At 58.3% G+C, this 18,085-nt stretch carries 15 protein-coding genes and 1 pseudogene; 12 read left to right on the top strand and 4 right to left on the bottom strand.

Annotation, left to right across the window (positions count from 1 at the left end; genetic code table 11):
• Positions 1–339: a hypothetical protein gene (locus tag ACNKH3_RS07245; RefSeq protein ID WP_417915725.1), complete on the bottom strand. Its 339-nt coding sequence runs from the start codon at positions 337–339 to the stop codon at positions 1–3.
• Between the two features lie 21 nt (positions 340–360).
• A complete protein-coding gene (gene aroC / locus ACNKH3_RS07240) occupies positions 361–1,434 on the bottom strand; it encodes a chorismate synthase (protein WP_417915726.1) in 1,074 nt (357 codons plus the stop codon).
• 230 nt (positions 1,435–1,664) lie between these two features.
• Between aroC and ACNKH3_RS07235 the strand changes: the two genes are divergently transcribed.
• Both ACNKH3_RS07235 and hemG read left to right on the top strand, forming a co-directional pair.
• On the top strand, positions 1,665–2,006 hold the full coding sequence (locus ACNKH3_RS07235; RefSeq protein WP_417915727.1) for a hypothetical protein: 342 nt from the start codon (positions 1,665–1,667) through the stop codon (positions 2,004–2,006).
• Between the two features lie 166 nt (positions 2,007–2,172).
• A complete protein-coding gene (gene hemG / locus ACNKH3_RS07230; protein ID WP_420208755.1) occupies positions 2,173–3,579 on the top strand; it encodes a protoporphyrinogen oxidase in 1,407 nt (468 codons plus the stop codon).
• A 69-nt stretch (positions 3,580–3,648) separates the two neighbouring features.
• Here hemG and ACNKH3_RS07225 read toward each other — a convergent pair whose 3' ends face one another.
• Positions 3,649–4,635 (bottom strand): LysR substrate-binding domain-containing protein, encoded by a 987-nt coding sequence (locus ACNKH3_RS07225; RefSeq protein ID WP_420208754.1) that lies wholly within the window; start codon positions 4,633–4,635, stop codon positions 3,649–3,651.
• A 416-nt stretch (positions 4,636–5,051) separates the two neighbouring features.
• Here ACNKH3_RS07225 and ACNKH3_RS07220 point away from each other — a divergent pair, with 416 nt between their 5' ends.
• The 10 genes from ACNKH3_RS07220 to ACNKH3_RS07175 all read left to right on the top strand — a co-directional run bounded on the left by ACNKH3_RS07220 (position 5,052) and on the right by ACNKH3_RS07175 (position 17,755).
• Complete coding sequence (locus ACNKH3_RS07220; protein ID WP_420208753.1) at positions 5,052–5,951, top strand: sulfite exporter TauE/SafE family protein; 900 nt, start codon at positions 5,052–5,054, stop codon at positions 5,949–5,951.
• Between the two features lie 62 nt (positions 5,952–6,013).
• Positions 6,014–6,553, top strand: coding sequence for an FmdE family protein (locus ACNKH3_RS07215; protein WP_420208752.1), 540 nt, complete (start codon positions 6,014–6,016; stop codon positions 6,551–6,553).
• A gap of 353 nt (positions 6,554–6,906) precedes the next feature.
• On the top strand, positions 6,907–8,469 hold the full coding sequence (locus tag ACNKH3_RS07210; protein ID WP_420208751.1) for an ABC transporter substrate-binding protein: 1,563 nt from the start codon (positions 6,907–6,909) through the stop codon (positions 8,467–8,469).
• Positions 8,469–9,455, top strand: a complete 987-nt coding sequence (locus ACNKH3_RS07205; protein ID WP_420208750.1) for an ABC transporter permease — start codon at positions 8,469–8,471, stop codon at positions 9,453–9,455. The genes ACNKH3_RS07210 and ACNKH3_RS07205 overlap by 1 nt, the downstream gene beginning before the upstream one ends.
• 134 nt (positions 9,456–9,589) lie before the next feature.
• Positions 9,590–10,441 carry an ABC transporter permease gene (locus ACNKH3_RS07200; RefSeq protein WP_420208749.1) on the top strand — a complete coding sequence of 284 codons (852 nt, stop codon included), beginning with the start codon at positions 9,590–9,592 and terminating at the stop codon, positions 10,439–10,441.
• 405 nt (positions 10,442–10,846) lie between these two features.
• Positions 10,847–11,830 carry an NAD-dependent epimerase/dehydratase family protein gene (locus ACNKH3_RS07195; RefSeq protein ID WP_420208748.1) on the top strand — a complete coding sequence of 328 codons (984 nt, stop codon included), beginning with the start codon at positions 10,847–10,849 and terminating at the stop codon, positions 11,828–11,830.
• Between the two features lie 263 nt (positions 11,831–12,093).
• A complete protein-coding gene (locus tag ACNKH3_RS07190) occupies positions 12,094–13,005 on the top strand; it encodes an ABC-three component system protein (protein ID WP_420208747.1) in 912 nt (303 codons plus the stop codon).
• Positions 13,002–13,247 (top strand): ABC-three component system middle component 6, encoded by a 246-nt coding sequence (locus ACNKH3_RS07185; protein WP_420208746.1) that lies wholly within the window; start codon positions 13,002–13,004, stop codon positions 13,245–13,247. Before ACNKH3_RS07190 ends, ACNKH3_RS07185 begins: the two co-directional genes overlap by 4 nt.
• Positions 13,244–14,968, top strand: a complete 1,725-nt coding sequence (locus tag ACNKH3_RS07180; RefSeq protein WP_420208745.1) for an ABC-three component system protein — start codon at positions 13,244–13,246, stop codon at positions 14,966–14,968. Before ACNKH3_RS07185 ends, ACNKH3_RS07180 begins: the two co-directional genes overlap by 4 nt.
• Positions 14,969–14,974: 6 nt before the next feature.
• On the top strand, positions 14,975–17,755 hold the full coding sequence (locus ACNKH3_RS07175) for a DNA methyltransferase (RefSeq protein ID WP_420208744.1): 2,781 nt from the start codon (positions 14,975–14,977) through the stop codon (positions 17,753–17,755).
• 173 nt (positions 17,756–17,928) lie between these two features.
• On the opposite strand, the pseudogene ACNKH3_RS07170 reads toward ACNKH3_RS07175, so the two are convergent.
• Positions 17,929–18,085 (bottom strand): annotated as a pseudogene (locus tag ACNKH3_RS07170) (transcriptional regulator); the annotation flags it as partial.

Genomic DNA, 18,085 nt, shown 5'->3' with positions numbered 1-18,085 from the left:
TCATTTCCCTCCGAAGAGATAGTTGTAGCGTTCTCTGGCGATTTCCAAGGTGATCTCCGCCTGCCGGATGCGGATGCCAAGATCAATGTCCTTGCTCACGAAGTCCTCGCAGTTGAAGTTGCTGGCAAGAATCAGGCTCTGGGCGTTGTCCGGCGAGAGGTCGAGCATATTGTCCCGCTCCCGCTTCAGCTTCTTGACGCTCAGTTCCAAATCTTCCATCCGCCGCCGGTAGACAAGCTGCGCGTCCTCGGCGAGGGCCGCCGCCCGGTCGGCCTTGATCTCCTTGTTGTTGCGCTTCAAGGAGCTTACAAAGGCACCGCTCAGTTCTTTCTCATCCATATTCTGTCCTCTTTCGGTTCGTTAACTGAGCCGGGCTGCCTGCTGCCGCAGCAGCTGATCCGCCAGCACCAGCCGGACCATCGCCTCGCAGACCGGAATGATGCGCGGAATGGCGGAGATGTCGTGGCGGCCCCCAACTTTGATTGTCACCGGCTCGTTGCGCAGGTTGACGGTCTGCTGCTCCTTGCGGATGGACGGAATCGGCTTAACCGCGACCCGCATGACTAATTCCTGGCCGCTGCTGACTCCGGCGAGTATGCCGCCCGCGTTGTTGCTGCGAAAGCCATCCGGCGTGAGCGGGTCGTTGTTCTCCGAGCCGAGCATTGCCGCTGCCCGGAAGCCTGCGCCGATCTCCACGCCCTTGACCGCGCCGATGGACATCAGAGCGCGGGCCAGCTCCGCATCTAACTTGTCAAAGACCGGCTCGCCCAGCCCGGCAGGACAGGTTGCGCGAATCTCAACAATGCCGCCCAGCGTGTCGCCCTGCTCGCGCACCTCGGCGATGCGCGCTTCCATCCTTGCCGCCGCCGCACTGTCCGGGCAGAAGAGGCTGTTCTCGCTGATCACCGCAAGATTGCGCTCTTCCGCCCAAATGCCGCCAAGGGCCACGGTGTACGCCACGACGCTGATATCATGCCGGTTGAGCAGCTGCTTGGCCACCGCGCCCGCCGCCACCCGCGCCGCCGTCTCCCGCGCCGAAGCCCGCCCGCCGCCCCGGTGGTCGCGGATGCCGTACTTGGCCTGATAGCTGAAATCGCCGTGGCCGGGCCGGAAGATGTCCTGCAAGTCGCTGTAGGATTTGGAATGCGCGTCCTTGTTGAAGATCACCAGCGAGATCGGCGTGCCGGTGGTTTTCGGGCACGCCGCGCCTTCCGGCTGAAAAATGCCGGACATGATTTCGACCTTGTCCGGCTCCTGCCGGGGCGAGGTCGCGCCGCCCTTGCCGGGCCGCCTGCGCTCCAGCTCTTGCTGAATCATTTCCGGGGTCAGGTCGATGCCCGGAGGACAGCCGTCAATGACCGCGCCGAGCGCGGTACCGTGGGACTCGCCCCACGTTGTCACCCTGAACAGGGCGCCGAAGGTGTTGCCTGCCATATATAATTACTGAACAATGGAGGGGCAGGCTGTTGCGCCCGCCCTGATTTTGATATGCTGAGGACAGCCGCAGAGGGCTGCCTCCGTCTGATCTTCTGCGCAATGCAAAGGCTTTTTCATAGCGAAACAAGCTGGCAGGCTTTAAACTCAAGCAGTGCCGGGAGCGAAGTCCGCTGAAGCAGAAGTGCAGCATAGCATAAGATTCACGAAAAAATCAAGCAGGAACGCCAATGGAACTCAGAGAGTTTGTTGAAATAGCCTTGCGAGATATATTCAGCGGAACAAAGGATGCGCAGAAGCATATCCTCTACGGCGAGATCATTCCGAATAAAGATGGGAAAACCGGCGAAGCCGACATTGAATTTGAGATAGCTGTGATGCCTGAGGACAACAGATTGATTGTGGTCATGCCTCCAGCTCCTCCGGCACCGCAGTTGAGCAAGGTGAAATTCAAGATACCAATCCGGCTGCCCAAGAAACGGGGCGCTTTTCTCAGTCATGCCATTGAATACTACTGCAACAAGCGGCAGGACAGAAAAAAGAACATCGCGCCAGGCAAAACTCAGCCTTAGCAGCCCGTCCCGCAAGCGGCGGCAGCAGTCGGGAAGGCTTTTTCCGCGCCGACTTGGCTGGCCGCTGATTTGCTGTTGACTTTCAGGTGCCACCGTGTTTGTTTAGATTGACATCATCGAATGCCGTCAGTCGCAGTTCCGCAACCTCTCAGCCAGCCCCTCAGCCATGAAATCTTCCTCAGATGTCTTGATCATCGGAGCCGGTTTGTCCGGCCTTGCCGCCGCCACCTTCCTCAAGCACAAGCAGCCGGATATTTCACTTTTGGTGATTGAGAAGGAGGAGCAGCCCGGCGGGGCTGTGCGCTCGCATTTGGAGGAAGGCTATTTGGCTGAGGGCGGGCCGCATGGCTTTTTGGACAACTGCCTCGAAAGCCGGGTGCTGATTCATGAGGCTGGCTTGGCCAACGAAGTGGAAAAGGCCCCGCTGTCGGAGTTTGTCCGCTATATTTGTTTAGACGGCAAGCTCAATCTGATCCCGCAAAGCCCTGGCAAGATCATCAAGGCGCCGCTGATGTCGTGGCCTGCCAAATTCCGCGTCATGGCTGATTTATGGAAAAAGCCTTTGCCGGACGAGCCGACGGTTGCCCAGTGGATTGAACACCGTTTCGGCAAGGCGATGCTGCCTTTTGCCGATGCCGTCTTCACCGGCACCTATGCGGGCGATATTGAGCGGCTGAAAATAGAAGGCGTGATGCCCGGTCTGCGCAAATTGGAGCTGGAGCATGGCTCAGTGCTGCGCGGCGGTATCGCCAAAATGCTCGCGGCGAGAAAGGAAAAGAAGGACAAGAAGCGGAAAGGGCTGCCCGCGATGACCAGCTTCCGCACCGGCATGGCCCGCCTGCCGCAGGCGATGGCCGCCAAGCTGATTCCCAATCAGGAAATCATGTATCGCACCGCTGCCCGCAGTGTTGAACAGACCGGCAACGGCTGGCTCGTCCGCACCGGCCAGCTTGAATTGCACGCCCGGCATTTAATCATCGCCCTGCCGGTCAACCGCTGCCTTGAATTGCTGGTCGGCGCAGGTTTGCCGGAACCGCCGATGCAGTCCATCCCGGAGGCCAAACTTGCCACGGTAGCAATGGGCTTTGCCGCTGACAAGGCCAAGGTGCCGTTCGGCTTTGGCTATCTTGCCCCGGAGCAGGAACAGCGTTTCGCCCTTGGCACCCTCTTTTCTTCGCACATGTTCCCTGGCCGCGCCCCAGAAGGCCATCTCTTAGTGGAAACGCTGGTCGGCGGGCGCAGACACCCAGAGCGGCTGGAGCTGCCGGATGAGGAAATCGTGGCGCGGGCTTATGAGGACATCAAGCAGCTGATGGAGCTGCCGGAGCCGCCGGTCTTCAGCCGGGTATTGCGGCCCAAATGGGGCATCCCGCAGATGGAGGAAGGCTATCCGGCTCTGCTCGCTTGGCGGAATCAATTGCATGAAATGCTCGACAGCCTGCACATTTGCGGCTTTGGCTGGCAGGGCATCGGCATCAACGACATGCACAAGGAGGCGTGGAAGGTCGCCAAGCGGATACTGAGCGGCCAGCAGGACGGCGGCGGCGCGGAGATCAAAAGCGTGTATTTTTAACTTGTTCCATCCTGATGCCGCATGATTTCGTCAGCAGCGGGCTGAAAAGTTCATAGCAAGCTCTGAGCCTCAGGGGCGGCAGCCGCCTGCCGCGCCGCCTGCGGCCTGCCGGAGCAGCTCGTCTAAACGGCGGGGCGAGGAGAGATATTCCCGGCTCAGGCCCCATTCGGTCATCATCCCGCAGAAGCTGAGGAACTCGTCCATCAGGCGGGTGCTCTGCTTGTCGCGGTGCTGGATGATCGAAAGCTGCCGCCGGGTGCTGATGCCCTCGATGGCCAAGCTCTTCAGCCAGCCGTGCTCGGTCTCGCGGCAGATGGTCAGCTCGGACAGGCAGGACGCGCCCACGCCCGCCTCGACCGCCTTTTTGATCGCCTCAGTGTGGCCCATGCGGGTGACGACGTTGAGCAAGGCGGCGTGATTGCCCAGCCGGTTCTTGAAAATCTCCACGGTGCCGGAGCCTTCCTCGCGCAGCACCCAGACCGTTTTCTCCAAGTCTTCAGGAACGCGGAAGACATCCTGCGCCGCCAAGGGATGCGAGGGGCTGACAATCACCCGCATCTCGTCAACAAACCACGGAGTCCGCCGCACAGACTCGTCCGTCACCGCGCCCTCGACAAAACCCAGATCCATTGTCCCCTGCGCCACCAGCCGCTCGGCCTGGCGGGTGTTGGCCACCAGCATGTTGATCCGTGCGTCCGGGTGCATCCGCATGAACAGGCCGATCGGATAGGGCAGAACGTAATTGCCGATGGACGAGCTGGCGACAATTTCCAGCAAGCCGGCCACTGAATTTTTCTGCTCCGTCAGCAGGGCCTCGATGTTTTTGATCTGAAAAACGACCTTTTTCGCCAAGGGCAGCAGGTAGCGGCCCCGGTCGTTGAGGAGGAGGCTGCGGCCATGCCGGTCGAACAGAGGACCGCCAAGCTGGTTTTCCAGTTCGGCCAAGGCCATGCTGACCGCTGACTGCGTCAGGAACAGCTTTTTGCTGGCCTTGGTCACTTGGGTGGTCTCCGCCACCGCGATGAAAATTTCAAACTGCCTGAGGGTGATGGCCATGCCTGCTCCTTCCGTCCGGCAAGGACGGAGCGTTTTCCTGCGCTGCCCGCGCATCTGCTTCTTGTTTCCGCCTGTGCTATGTAGTTGAAACGCGCCTTTTTTGTCAAGACAAAAAACAGACCGGCTTTTTCCCTTGACAGACGAAACCGGGCCTGCTTATTATGAACTTAAAAAATGTATTACCAAAGCGGCCAGCCCCCACACCCTAAGCCGCCTCACCTCTCTCCTCGGCCAGCGGCTGTCCTTGGTGCCTCTTCTCCTCTTCCGCCAAGGACAGCCGCTGTCTTTTGCCCGGCTCATAGGTCATTCACCCTAGAAAAATGAGGCGGAAAACCCATTGCGCGGGCGGGCGTGAATATGTTTTAAAGTCATGAAGAGCAGTCCTCATTCATCTGAACGAAGAACGGAGCACCTTCATGACCAGCCTTTTCGCCTTGTATTCCACCGCCATCTTCCTTGGCGCGCTGCACGCTTTTGAACCCGGCCACGGCAAAACCCTGATCGCGGCCTACATGGTCGGCACCAGAGGCCGCGCCTGGGACGGCGTGCTGCTCGGTGCCATCGTCACGGTCACGCACACCTTCAGCGTCATCCTGCTCGGCCTCGTGGCGGCGATGCTCTCCAAGAAGTATTCTGATCAGACCCTGCACAACTGGCTCGGCCTGGCCTCCGCCGCCATGATTCTGATCGTCGGCATCTGGATGCTGCGGCAGCGGCTCTCCGGCGCAGGCCACGGCCATTTCCATCTTTTCGGCGGCCACCATCATCATCCGCACGACAGCCACAGCCACGAGCATCATCACCCGCACGCCCATCCTCATGCGCATGATCATGGCCATGACCACGGCCACAGCCACCAGCAGCCGCATCCTGCGGATCACAGCCACGAGCACCTGCATCCCCATGTCCATCCTCATGCGCATGAGGGCTATCACGAGCATCCGCACCCGCATGACGAGCCGCACAGCCATCATCAGCCCGCCGCTGCGGCGGCCAAGCCGACCAGCAAGCTGGAGCTGCTCCTGCTCGGCATGTCCGGCGGCATCATTCCCTGCCCGGCGGCCATCGCCACATTGCTGATCGCCATCGGCGCGGGCAAAATCGCTCAAGGGCTGACCGTCACCCTCTTCTTCAGCCTTGGGCTGGGCTTGGTGATGATCAGCATCGGCGTGCTGCTCTCGCAGAGCCGCCACCTGACCGGCAAGATCAGCGAGAACATGGACTTCGCCCGGAAAATGGGCATCGCCAGCGCGGCGTTGATCATCATTGTCGGCGCCTACACCATGTTCATTTCGGTCAGGAACATTTTGCTCTGAACATTGTCCGGGCAGAGGCGCAAGCAGTCTGCCCTTGCTTTTTTTTCATCAAGGAGAACAAGATGTCAGCAGCACAAAACAGCGACTGGGAGCAGTGCATAGCCTTTCACGGGCATGAATGTCCCGGCCTGGCGATGGGCTACCGGGCCGCCAAAGCGGCGCAGAGCAAATTGGGCGTGAAGTTTTCGCCGGACGAAGACGTGGTCTGCGTGACCGAAAACGACGCGTGCGGCTTGGACGCGGTGCAGTATCTCACCGGCTGCACCTTGGGCAAAGGCAACCTGATCTACCGCGACCGGGGCAAGCAGGCGTTCAGCTTTTTCGTCCGCTCGCAGAACAAAAAACTGCGCGTGGTGATGAAGAAGAAGTTCGACCGCGACACAATGGACCGCGAAGCCTTCAAGAAGGAGCTGCTCAGTCTGCCGGACGAGGAGCTGTTCGCCTTCAGCGAGCCGTCCTATGATCTGCCCGCCCGCGCCCGCCTTTTCAAAAGCGTGACCTGCGAGCAGTGCGGCGAGACTTGCTCCGAGCGCAACGTCCGCCTGCACGAGGGCAAGCAGTTCTGCATGGACTGCGCGCCGGATTACTCGCGCGGCTGGTGAGCGCAGCATTTTTTTGATTCATGGCCGCCGAATAAAAAAAGAGGCGGCCATTTTTTAAAACTGAGGTCTCAGTGTAAGAAAATGGATGATCATAGAAAGAAACTGCGCTGTCAGTTTTTTCCTATGGCCGCCCAGAGAAAAACTATGAGCATCCATTTTTTAAAAATGGGTCGTCATAGAAAGAAACTGGGCGGCCATTTTCTTTCACTGGACGCTCAGTGCAAAACTATGGGCCTTCAGTTTTTAAAAATGGACGGCCAGTGCTGAAAACTGGGCAGTCATAGGAACGAAACAGGCTCTGCTGGAAAAAAGAGCAGGGCGCATGAGTTAAAAACATCACAAGGCGGCAGACAATGAAGCGAACACTGCGGGCGGCGGCCCTGCTGGCGGCATGTCTTCTCTGGATCACTCCTGCCACGGCGGCGCAGGTCAAGGAAATCCGCATTGCGGACAGCGGCGGCGGCGACTGGGGCTATCCCACACCCTACCGGCATTATCCGCGCGGGCCGGGCTATGTCCGCATGAGCATGGTTTTTGACAGCCTGATCTGGCGGGACGCGAGCGGCTTGGTTCCGGCCTTGGCCACAGCGTGGGAATACAAGCCGGAGAGCGCAAGCTGGGTCTTCACCCTGCGCGAGGGCGTGCAATGGCATGACGGCAAACCCTTCCGCCCGGAGGATGTTGTCTTCACTGTCAGCTACATGCAGAAGCATCCCTACAGCTGGATTCGCTTGGACAAAATCGAGTCCTGCGCGGTCAGCGGGCCGCAGCAGGTGACCTTCAAGCTGAAGGAGCCATACGCGCCCTTCCTCTCCTTCATGGAGACCATGCCCATTCTGCCGGAGCATGTCTGGAGCAAGGTCGAGGATCCGAAGAACTACGAGGCCCCGGACAGTTTCACCGGCACCGGGCCGTACAAGTTCGTCAACTTTGACAAGGTCAAAGGCAGCTATCTTTTCGAGGCCTTTCCCGGCTATTATCAGGGCCGCCCCAAGGTGGACCGCCTGATCTACGTCCGGGCCGAAGATCCGCTCTTTGCTCTGATGACGGACAAGGCCGATCTGGTCGGCATCGAGCCGAACATGGCTGAGACGCTGCGGCAGAAGGGCATGATCATCATTGAGGACAAGCGCGGCTGGAACAAGAAGCTGATGATCAACCACCGCAAGGCGCCGTTCAGCAGCAAGGAGTTCCGCCACGCCTTAGCTCACGCTGTCAACCGGCAGGAGCTGATTGACAAGGGCCATCAGGGCTTCGGCACGCCCGGCTCCTGCGGCCTGCTCTCGCCGGATCATGAGTTCTACAACCCGAACACCCCGGATTACGAATACAGCCCGGAAAAGGCCGGACAGCTGCTCGGCCAGCTCGGCTATAAAAAAGATGCGGACGGCTTCTTCAGCAAGGACGGCAAAAAGCTGACTGTCAGCCTGCTCAACTCGTCCATGGCCGGGCCTGACCGCGACGGCGAGATCATCCGCCAGCAGTTGGAGAAGGCGGGGATCAAGGTGGACTTGCAGAATCAGGAGAAGACCACGGCGGACAGCAGGATCATAAACTGGGACTTTGATCTGGCCATTTCCGGCCACGGCGGCCTGCTCGGCGATCCGATCCTGCTCAACCGCCTGCTCAGTGATGAGCAGTCCACCGGCTCAATCAACTCCGCCCGCGCACAAGTCAGCCCGGAGCTGAAAAAACTTTTCGCCGCCCAAGTCAGGGAGATGGACAAGGAGAAGCGGCGGCAGCTGGTCTGGGAGATTCAGCGGATAGCTGCTGACGAGCTGCCCGCCCTGCCGCTGTACTATCCGCGCTCCATGTCCGCCTATAACCCGGCCAAGGGCGTGCAGTGGCAGTACACGCCGGGCGGCGTGGGCAACGGCGTGCCGACCGCGCAGAACAAGCTCTTCCTCATCCGCTGATGCTGCGCCGCGCTGTCCGCCAAGGGAGAACACGGGCTGACCTGCTGCTCACCGGCGGCATCTCGGCCCTGCTGATGATCTATCTCAGCTACGCCCTGCCCGCGCTGCTGCCCGGCGACTTCGTCACCGCGATGCACGCCAGCTCGGAGGATGTCGTTCTCAGCGCGGAGCAGCTGGCGGAGCTGCAAACCTACTACAGCCGCAATGCGGGCTTCGGCCAGTACCTGCTCCGTTTGGCCCGCTTGGACTGGGGCTATTCCCACGCCTTCATGGCCCCGGTCTCGGAGCTGTTCTTCAACGCCCTGCCGTGGACGCTGTTCCTCTTGGTCACTGCCAATGTCATCGCCGCCAGCGCAGGCTTCATCGCCGGGGTCGAGGCCGCCTCGCGCCGCAACAGCAGGCTGGAGAAAGGCTTGGTCGCCTTCAGCACCATGCTCGACGGCATCCCGGAAATCTGCACCGGCGTGCTGCTGCTGGCGGTCTTCTCGCTCCAGCTGGGCTGGTTTCCCTCCTCCGGTGCAGAGACCGCCTACGCCGATCTGCCTCTGCACCGTTGGCTGCTGGACGTGGCCCATCATTCCTTCCTGCCGCTGCTCTCGCTGCTCATAGCCTATTTTCCCGGCAATTTCCTCCTCACCCGCACCAGCATGGTGATGATCATCCGGCAGCCGCACATCCGCACCGCCCAGGCCAAGGGGCTGTCAGCGGCCCGCATCCGCTACGTCCACGCCGCCCGCTGCTGCCTGCTGCCCTTGGTCACCCGCTTTGGGATGCGGCTGGCCTTCATGGTCACCGGCGCGCTGGTGGTCGAGCGCATCCACTCTTATCCCGGCGTGGGCACGCTGCTTTTCAACGCCATCCGCCTGCGCGACCTGCCGCTGATCCAAAGCGTGGTACTCTTTTCCTCGCTTTTGGTGCTCGCGGCGATGATCTGCCTGGAATTCGTCTATGCCTGGCTTGATCCGAGAGTGAAAGGCGGACGCTGAGACACTGTCATCAAAGCTGCCTGAGCGGAAGCAGTCGCCTGAGCGAAGCCGAAGGCGGCGGCGGTTTCGGCTCCGCTCAACCGCCTTGTCTGGCTCCGCGCAACCACCTTGTGACGCAATTCATCCGATAAAAAATGCACGACAAAGTCCTGAAACATCTGCGCCGAGACCCGTGGTTCATGGTCGGCGGCAGCCTGTTCCTGCTCTTCGCCGCCGCCGCCCTGCTCGGCCCGCCGCTGTCGCCGCACAGTCCCTTTGCCATGGACTACACGCCCTTTGCCCGGCCTTCCGCCGCGCATCTCTTAGGCGTGAACGACTGCGGCCAAGACATTTTCTCCGAGCTGCTGCACGCTGTCCGCAACACCGTGATTTTCGGGCTGGTCTGCGCGGCGGTCGGGCTGGCCATTGGCGTGCTGATCGGCCTTGTCTCCGGCTGGTTCGGCGGCATTCTTGACCTCGCTCTGATGCGCCTCGGCGACGTGCTGATGGCCGTGCCCTCGGTCATGGTGCTGATCTTGGTCGCCGCCGTCTTCCGGCCGCACCCGCTGACGCTGGCCCTGATTCTCGCCCTGATGACCTGGCCCGGCACAAGCAAATCCATCCGGGCGCAAACGCTGATAGTCCGGCAGAGCCTGCATGTCCGGGCCGCAGCCCAGTTCGGCGGCGGCAGCTGGCATATCATCAGCCGCCACCTTTTGCCGGAGCTGTTCCCGCTCTACTTGATCGGCTTTTCCGCCAAATGCCGGATGGCGATCTTCATGGAAGCCTCGCTGGCCTTTATGGGCCTGATTGATCCGGGCCGCAAATCGCTGGGCATGATGATTCAGTACGCGATGAAGTACTACTATATGAACATCTGGTGGAACTGGCTCCTGCCGCCGGTGGCCGCCCTCACCCTCCTCCTGCTGACCATCACCCTCGTGGTCATCAGCATGGAGAAGGTGCTTGATCCGCGCCTGCGGGAAGGCAGCGGCGGAGCGGGGTGAGAAAAGACGCATTGCCGTCCAGCTTTTTTCTTGACGGAAAGCCGCATGGGTGTTAATTCCTATGCTGAATTATCCGCACTTGTCTTTTTCCATTTGATTTTTCTCGGCGACTCTTCTCTGCGGCGGCGGCAGAATTGATCATTTTGAATTTTTTCAAAAAATCGGTTCTTCCTTGCAGCCGCTGTTTTTATTTCTGCAGATTCTGGTTGCCAAGAAATTGAAAAAACTGAAATGAAATCGCGACAACACGCAAAAGGAAGCAGAAAGCTGAAGGCATAACTATTTAAAAAAATATCCTCACGCTCAACCGTCCTGCCGACTGCTGAAATATTGCAGTCGCATTATCTTGACAGGCGTTTATGCCAAGATGCCTGCTCAACAACAAATTTCAACAGGATTGAAAAGATGAAAGTGCTTGTCACAGGCGGGACCGGCTTCACCGGCAAAGCCTTGGTGAAACGGCTGGTGGACGAAGGCCACGAAGTGGTCAGTCTCGATTATCAGGAAGGACTGAAAACAGATGAGATCCGCTCCTGGGGGGCGAAGGTGATCATCGGCAGCGTCACTGACCGGGCAGTGGTTGACCGCTGCATGGAGGGCGTGGACGTGGTGCAGCATTTGGCCGCCGCCTTCCGCGAATTAGATGTGCCGAACAGCTATTACGACGAAGTGAACGTCGGCGGCACGCGGAACGTGCTGGAGTCTGCCTTCGCCCATAAGGTGAAGAAGTTTGTCTACTGCTCCACCTGCGGCGTGCACGGCAATGTGGACAACCCGCCTGCGGACGAGAACGCGCCCATTCAGCCCGGCGACTATTATCAGCAGACCAAATATGACGCAGAGCCGTTTGTCCTCGAATACTGCGCCAAGGGCATGGACGCGCTCATTCTCCGGCCTGCGGCGATCTACGGCCCCGGCGACCCGGAGCGTTTCCAGATGATCTTCCGGCGGGTGAGCAAGGGCACGTTCCCGATGTTCGGCGGCGGCCAGACCTTCTACCACCCGCTCTATATCGACAATCTGATTGACGCGTTCATGCTGGCGATGGAGCCGGGCAAAGGGCGCGGCCAAGCCTATCTCATCGCTGACGAGGACTACGTGACCATCGAGACCTTGGTGCGCAAGACCGCCAAGGCCCTCGGCGTGGAGGTGAAGATCCCCAATTATCCGATTCTGCCGCTGATCATCGCCGGGCATATCTGCGAGAAGGTTTGCAAGCCCTTCAAAATCACGCCGCCGATCTTCCCCCGCCGCGTGGACTGGTTCCGCCAGAACCGGGCCTTCAACATCGGCAAGGCCAAGCGCGAGCTGGGCTATCAGCCGAAAATTGACCTTGACGAGGGCCTGAAGCGCACCGGCGCGTGGTACCGGCAGGAGGGGTATATCTAAAGCCGCAGAGGCTGACAAGCGCATTCGCTGCCGGCGTAAGCCGGCAGCTTCGGTTTACGGCTGAACGTGGCGGGAACACTCTTGGCTTTTCTCAGAAAACAGGCAATAAGCAGGCGACATCGAAAACCTTCTGGAACGAGTTCTTTCAGATCTCCGGCAGAGACCGGAGACGGGTGGCCAGCCTTGAGACGCGGGCGAAACTCTTGTTTGCGCAAATTTTCTGTTGTATCATAAACAGACAAACCGCTCCGACAGCTATTGTCATGAACCTGCAACAAGCCTATTACGAGCAAAAGTTTGAAAATGCCTTTCTGCGGGCAAAAGGGGATGAATTCCAAACCTTCTTTGAACGCCTGATGGGCTTGGCGTATAAGGCTGATTTCATGGCCTGCCGCCCTTGGGGCAATATTGGCGACCGCAAGAACGACGGTTTTCTGAAGTCAGAGCGGCGGCTGTTTCAAGTCTATGCGCCTAACGAGATGAAGGCAAAAGATGCCATTGATAAGATCACAGAGGATTTCGAGGGCGCGAAGATTCATTGGGGTAAACATTTTGACAAGTGGGTTTTCGTTCACAACGCTTATGACGGATTGCCACCACAGGTCATAGAACTGCTTCTTAATCTCAAGAATATCCATCCGGGCATTGTTTTTGAACATTGGAACCTTGAAGAACTGCAGAAAATTTTCCGCAGTCTGTCTGAAGAAGACTGCATTTCTTGGTTTGGCTTCGCTCCCACCGAAGAAACAAAAGCCAAGCTCGGTTTCAAAGAACTCCAAGTTGTCTTTGAAACCTTGGCCAGCAAGGCGGCTCCTCCCAGTTCAACTGTTCAGCCAGTTCCGCAAGGCAAGATTGAGGCCAATGCGCTGTCTGAAAGCGTGAGAGATTTAATCAAAAGTGGCATGTCGAAAAGCCCTTTAGTTTCTGCATTTCTTGAAACATGGTATGATGAAACCTTAGGTGAACGGCTGGCTGTCGCCTTCCGCAATGAATACGGACGGCTGCGGGGAACAATGCCGCCTATGTCGCCTAATGAGATGTTTTCAGAACTTCAGGCATGGGCGGGCGGCAAGGAGCGCGGAACTTCAGAGCATGAAATGGCGGTGCTGACCGTGCTTGCCTACTATTTTGAGCGATGCGATATTTTTGAAGAACCCAAAGCGGTGCGGCCATGATTCTACCTTCTAAACATCTCTCTCAAGAACGCGCCCTACTCACCGTCGGAGCAAGGCTGCTCCTTCTTCTGTCCAAACCTAAGACAGCTTCCGCACTCTGGGAAGAACTCTCTCGTTCTGCTGAAAAGCACGAAAGGAAACTTACCTTGCGGTATGATGCCTATGTTCTCACCCTTGATCTTCTGTTTCTCATAGGGGCGATTGAACTTCACAGTGGACTACTGAGGCGCAGAACACCATGATTCACCGGATTTTCAGCAGCCTGTCAACGTTCAAGGAACTGGAGTTTCATTCTGGTTTGAACATTCTCATTGCGCAGAAGGAAGCCGGAGCAACAGACAAGCAGACCAGAAACCGGGCAGGCAAGACCAGTCTGATTGAGATTATTCATTTCCTCTGCGGTGCGACAGCGGATAAGGATTCCATCTTCCGTTCCGAAACGCTCTGCAATGAATCCTTCGGAATGACTTTTGATCTCGGCGGCGAGACGATAACAGCAACACGTTCCAGCAAGACTATGTCGAAGCTGCATGTGGAGGAAGGGGCGAGTTTCCTCAACGGAAAAACGCAGTGCTCCAATACTGAGTGGACAACTCTGCTCGGTGAAAAGATGTTCGGCCTGCATAATCTTTCTGGCAACGAAGGCCGTTCGCCAACCTTCCGACTGCTGTTCCCGTACTTTGTCCGCCGTCAAAACAGCGGAGCCTTCGCCACGCCCGAACAGCAAGCCACCAAACAGCAGACAGGCGATGTGCAGACAACTCTGCTGTATCTGCTTGATCTTGACTGGCAGATTGCCAGCGAATGGCAGAAAGTCCGCGACCGGGAAAAGACACTGAAAGAGCTGAAGAAAGCAGCAGGAAGCGGTGCCTTCGGCAGTCTTATCGGTAAAGCCTCTGAGCTGCGCACCCAAGTGACCGTTGCCGAGGCCAAGCTCAAAGACATGCAGGCGCAGTTAGCCAAGTTCCACGTTCTGCCGCAGTATGCCGAGCTGGAGGCCGAGGCTGATCAGCTTACCTATCAGATCAGTAAACTGGCAAATGCTAATGTTGCGGATGATGCCGCCATCCGCGATTTAGAAGCAGCCATGTGTTCTGAAGCTCCGCCGCCTCTTGATGCGCTGGAAAGCATCTACGCCGAGGCGGGCATTTCTCTGCCTGGACTTGCCATCAGGCGTTATGATGAGGTGCGGGCTTTTCATGAATCCGTTATCCGCAACCGCCGCGATTACCTTGGCGGTGAACTGGAAGCAGCCAGACAACGTGTTGCAAAGCGGGAACAAGAAAAGCAGACTCTTGATCAACGTCGAGCGGTAGTGATGAATCTTCTCAAAAGTCATGGTGCGCTGGAGCAGTTCTCCATGCTCCAAACGGAGACTGCCCGCAAAACGGCAGAGGTAGAGGCTCTGCGGCAGCGTTTTGCTGCTGCCGAGCAGTTGGAAGGCACAAAGAATGAACTCGACATAGAGCGAATCAGTCTTGTTCTTCGTCTCCGCCGGGATTTTGACGAACAGAAAGACCGTCTTGATGAAGCTATTCTTGCCTTTGAGGCAACTTCCAAGCGTCTTTATGAATCCGCAGGCAGCATAAATTTGGAGGAAAGCTCCAACGGCCCTAAGTTTCATTTTCCAATGCAGGGTGCCCGCAGCAAGGGCATCAAGAACATGCAGATATTCTGCTTTGACATGATGCTCATGCGGCTCTGTGCCAAGCGCGGCATCGGCCCCGGTTTCCTTGTCCATGACAGCCATCTCTTTGATGGCGTGGACGGCAGGCAAGTTGTCAGCGCCCTCAAAGCTGGAGCAGAGACAGCAGAGGAATTGGGCTTCCAATACATTGTCACTATGAATGAAGACGATGCCTTTAAGGAAACCACGGACGGTTTTAATGTTCGCCAGCATATTCTCCCGGTTGTTCTCACAGACGCAAAGGAAGACGGCGGTCTTTTTGGCTGCCGCTTCTAACCCCCCATGCCCCCACTGAGCTGGAACGAAATCAAGTCCCGCGCTGTCGCCTTCTCACGGAGGTGGGCGGACGAGGCTTCAGAGCAGGCCGAGGCGAAGACCTTCTGGAACGAGTTCTTCCAGATCTTCGGCATAGACCGCCGCAGAGTAGCCAGCTTTGAGCAGCGGGTGAAGAAGCTCGACGGGCGCGACGGCTGCATCGACTTGCTCTGGAAGGGCAAGCTGCTGATCGAGCACAAGTCGCGGGGCAAAGACCTTGACCGCGCCCATCAGCAGGCCCTCGGCTATTTCCCCGGCCTGAAGGAACGCGAGCTGCCGCGCTGCATCCTTGTTTCCGACTTCGCCCGCTTCCGCCTCTATGATCTGGAGGAGGACAGCCGCCATGACTTTGAGCTGAAGGACTTGCACAAGCACCTGCGCCTCTTCGGCTTCATTGCGGGCTATCAGAGCCACGCGGTGCGCGAGCAGGATCCGGTCAACATCAAGGCGGCGGAGCGCATGGGCCGTCTGCACGACCTGATGCAGGAGACCGGTTACAGCGGCCACGCGCTGGAGGTCTATCTGGTCCGGCTGCTCTTCTGTCTCTTTGCCGAGGACACCGGCATCTTCCAGCCGCAGCAGTTTCAGGACTTCATCGAGCAGCGCACGCACGAGGACGGCAGCGATCTTGGCCCGCAGCTGGCGGCCTTCTTCCAAGCACTCAACACGCCAGAAGACCGTCGCCTGAGGCATCTCGACGAGCAGCTTGCCGCCTTTCCCTTCATCAACGGCAAGCTCTTTGAGGAGCCGCTGCCCATTGCTGCCTTTGATGCGGCCATGCGCCAGAGCCTGCTGGACTGCTGCGGCTTGGACTGGTCGCGCATCTCGCCTGCCATTTTCGGCTCGCTCTTCCAGTCGATCATGGACAAGCAGGCCCGCCGCAACCTCGGTGCGCACTACACCAGCGAGCAGAACATCCTCAAGCTGATCAGGCCGCTCTTTCTCGACAGTCTGCGGGAGGACTTCGTCAAGGTGAAGGGCAATCGCAGGAAACTGGAGGAGCTGCACAAGAAGCTGCGCGGTCTGACCTTCCTTGATCCGGCCTGCGGCTGCGGCAACTTCTTGGTGATCGCCTACCGTGAGCTGCGTCTGCTCGAACTGGACATCCTGCGCGAGCTGCACAAGAGCGGCCAGCAGAATTTAGATGTGCGTGGCCTCATCCGCCTGAACGTGGATCAGTTCTTCGGCATTGAGCTGGAGGAGTTTCCGGCGCAGATCGCGCAGGTGGCGCTGTGGCTGACCGATCATCAGATGAACCAGCAGGTTTCCGAGGAGTTCGGTCTCTACTTCGCCCGCATTCCGCTCAAGACCAGCCCGAACATCGTCTGTGCCAACGCCTTGCGCATGGACTGGAACGAACTGGTTCCGGCGGAGCGGCTCAGTTTCAGTTTCATCATGGGCAATCCGCCGTTTGTGGGGCATCAGTGGCGGAATGCGGAGCAGGTGGCGGACATGAACGCCATTTGGGGGAAAGAAGGACGTTTTGGCCGCCTTGATTATGTGGCCTGCTGGCACAAAAAGGCTGTCAGCATGATGCGGGACAATGATTCGACAGCCGCCGCGTTTGTTTCAACAAATTCCATCTCGCAAGGCGAGCAGGTCGGCATCTTGTGGCCAGAGCTGATGTCCGCTCAGGTGAAGATCAACTTTGCGCACCGCACGTTTCAATGGAACTCGGAGGCGCGGGGGAAGGCAGCGGTGCATTGCGTCATCATCGGCTTCTCTTTGCGCGATCAGCCGGAGAAGTGGCTTTTTGAGTACGAAACGCCCAGCTCCGAACCTCAAGCGCGCAAAGTCAGTCAGCTCAATCCGTACTTGATTGATGCGGCCAACGTTGTCCTGCCGTCAAGATCAGGCCCGTTTCCCGGCATTCCGCCGATGAAAAAGGGAAGTCAGCCGACCGACGGAGGCAATCTGATCATGACGCAGGAGGAGAAAGAGGAGTTTCTGCGACTTGAACCAGAAGGAAGCTGCTATCTCCGTCCGTATGTCGGCGGAGAAGATTTCATTTCAGGCCGCCGCCGCTGGTGTTTGTGGCTGAAAGATGCCGATCCGGGCAGGCTGCGCCAGCTTGATCACGTTATGAACCGAGTCAAAGCGGTCAAAGAGTTCCGGCTGAAAAGCCCGACAGCCAGCGTCCGGGAATTCGCCAATAAGCCGACCCTGTTCACGCAAGACAGGCAGCCTGATTCCCCGTATCTCGCTCTTTCAGAGGTTTCTTCGGAGAACAGACGGTATATTCCCATCGGTTTCATGGAACCCGACATCATTGCCAGCAACACCTTGCAGATTGTTGTCGGGGCAACGCTGTACTGCTTCGGCGTGATGAACTCCGTCATGCACATGGCGTGGGTTCACACCGTCTGCGGTCGCCTTGAAAGCCGCATCCGCTACACGCCGTCCGTTTACAACAACTTCCCGTGGCCTGAGAATCCCTCCGCCAAACAGCGGCAGGCGGTGGAAGCTGCGGCGCAGGCCGTGCTTGATGCCCGCGCTCAGTTTCCTGCCGCCTCGCTCGCTGATCTCTACGATCCGCTGACCATGCCGCCCGTGCTGCTCAAGGCGCATCAGACCCTTGACCGGGCTGCGGACGCTGCCTACGGCAAAAGCGGCTTCAAATCCGAGGCCGAGCGGGTGGCCTTCCTCTTTGATCTCCACCAGAAATACACCGCCAGCCTGCTGCCGCTCGCGGCTCAGGAGAAAAAGACGGGAAGGAGGAAGAAGGCGGCGGCAGGGCAGGGGCACTAAAGCGGAGACACTATGGTGACTCTTATCGAGACACCATAGTGACTCCCTATGAGTCAGCGTAGTGACTCTACAGGAGTCAGCATAGTGACTCGCAGGGAGTCAGCATAGTGACTCCGCACGAGACACTATGCTGACTCCGATAAAGAGGCGTAAGGGCAATTCATGAATTGCCCTTACTGCTTCCTCTTTGGCAGGACAATTTTCAGGCAGTCCTCGCTGGCCGCAAAGACCGGCTCCGCGCCGTTGTGCTGCCGCATCAAAGGAATGACCTTGGTGCGCACACCCATTCCTCTCGCGTCAACATAGCCGTAATCGCGCAGAATCTCCATG

This window comes from Candidatus Electronema sp. JC, from assembly GCF_048287365.2.
In the GTDB taxonomy this organism is placed as follows: domain Bacteria; phylum Desulfobacterota; class Desulfobulbia; order Desulfobulbales; family Desulfobulbaceae; genus Electronema.
The sequence above is the reverse complement of the archived record's forward strand: the minus strand, read 5'-3'. Positions and strand labels throughout refer to the sequence as shown.

What these genes read in the sequence shown, in the direction of transcription:
- ACNKH3_RS07245 (WP_417915725.1), bottom strand. Translation starts at nt 339, where the DNA reads ATGGATGAGAAAGAACTGAGCGGTGCCTTTGTAAGCTCCTTGAAGCGC.
- aroC (WP_417915726.1), bottom strand. Translation starts at nt 1,434, where the DNA reads ATGGCAGGCAACACCTTCGGCGCCCTGTTCAGGGTGACAACGTGGGGC.
- ACNKH3_RS07235 (WP_417915727.1), top strand. Translation starts at nt 1,665, where the DNA reads ATGGAACTCAGAGAGTTTGTTGAAATAGCCTTGCGAGATATATTCAGC.
- hemG (WP_420208755.1), top strand. Translation starts at nt 2,173, where the DNA reads ATGAAATCTTCCTCAGATGTCTTGATCATCGGAGCCGGTTTGTCCGGC.
- ACNKH3_RS07225 (WP_420208754.1), bottom strand. Translation starts at nt 4,635, where the DNA reads ATGGCCATCACCCTCAGGCAGTTTGAAATTTTCATCGCGGTGGCGGAG.
- ACNKH3_RS07220 (WP_420208753.1), top strand. Translation starts at nt 5,052, where the DNA reads ATGACCAGCCTTTTCGCCTTGTATTCCACCGCCATCTTCCTTGGCGCG.
- ACNKH3_RS07215 (WP_420208752.1), top strand. Translation starts at nt 6,014, where the DNA reads ATGTCAGCAGCACAAAACAGCGACTGGGAGCAGTGCATAGCCTTTCAC.
- ACNKH3_RS07210 (WP_420208751.1), top strand. Translation starts at nt 6,907, where the DNA reads ATGAAGCGAACACTGCGGGCGGCGGCCCTGCTGGCGGCATGTCTTCTC.
- ACNKH3_RS07205 (WP_420208750.1), top strand. Translation starts at nt 8,469, where the DNA reads ATGCTGCGCCGCGCTGTCCGCCAAGGGAGAACACGGGCTGACCTGCTG.
- ACNKH3_RS07200 (WP_420208749.1), top strand. Translation starts at nt 9,590, where the DNA reads ATGCACGACAAAGTCCTGAAACATCTGCGCCGAGACCCGTGGTTCATG.
- ACNKH3_RS07195 (WP_420208748.1), top strand. Translation starts at nt 10,847, where the DNA reads ATGAAAGTGCTTGTCACAGGCGGGACCGGCTTCACCGGCAAAGCCTTG.
- ACNKH3_RS07190 (WP_420208747.1), top strand. Translation starts at nt 12,094, where the DNA reads ATGAACCTGCAACAAGCCTATTACGAGCAAAAGTTTGAAAATGCCTTT.
- ACNKH3_RS07185 (WP_420208746.1), top strand. Translation starts at nt 13,002, where the DNA reads ATGATTCTACCTTCTAAACATCTCTCTCAAGAACGCGCCCTACTCACC.
- ACNKH3_RS07180 (WP_420208745.1), top strand. Translation starts at nt 13,244, where the DNA reads ATGATTCACCGGATTTTCAGCAGCCTGTCAACGTTCAAGGAACTGGAG.
- ACNKH3_RS07175 (WP_420208744.1), top strand. Translation starts at nt 14,975, where the DNA reads ATGCCCCCACTGAGCTGGAACGAAATCAAGTCCCGCGCTGTCGCCTTC.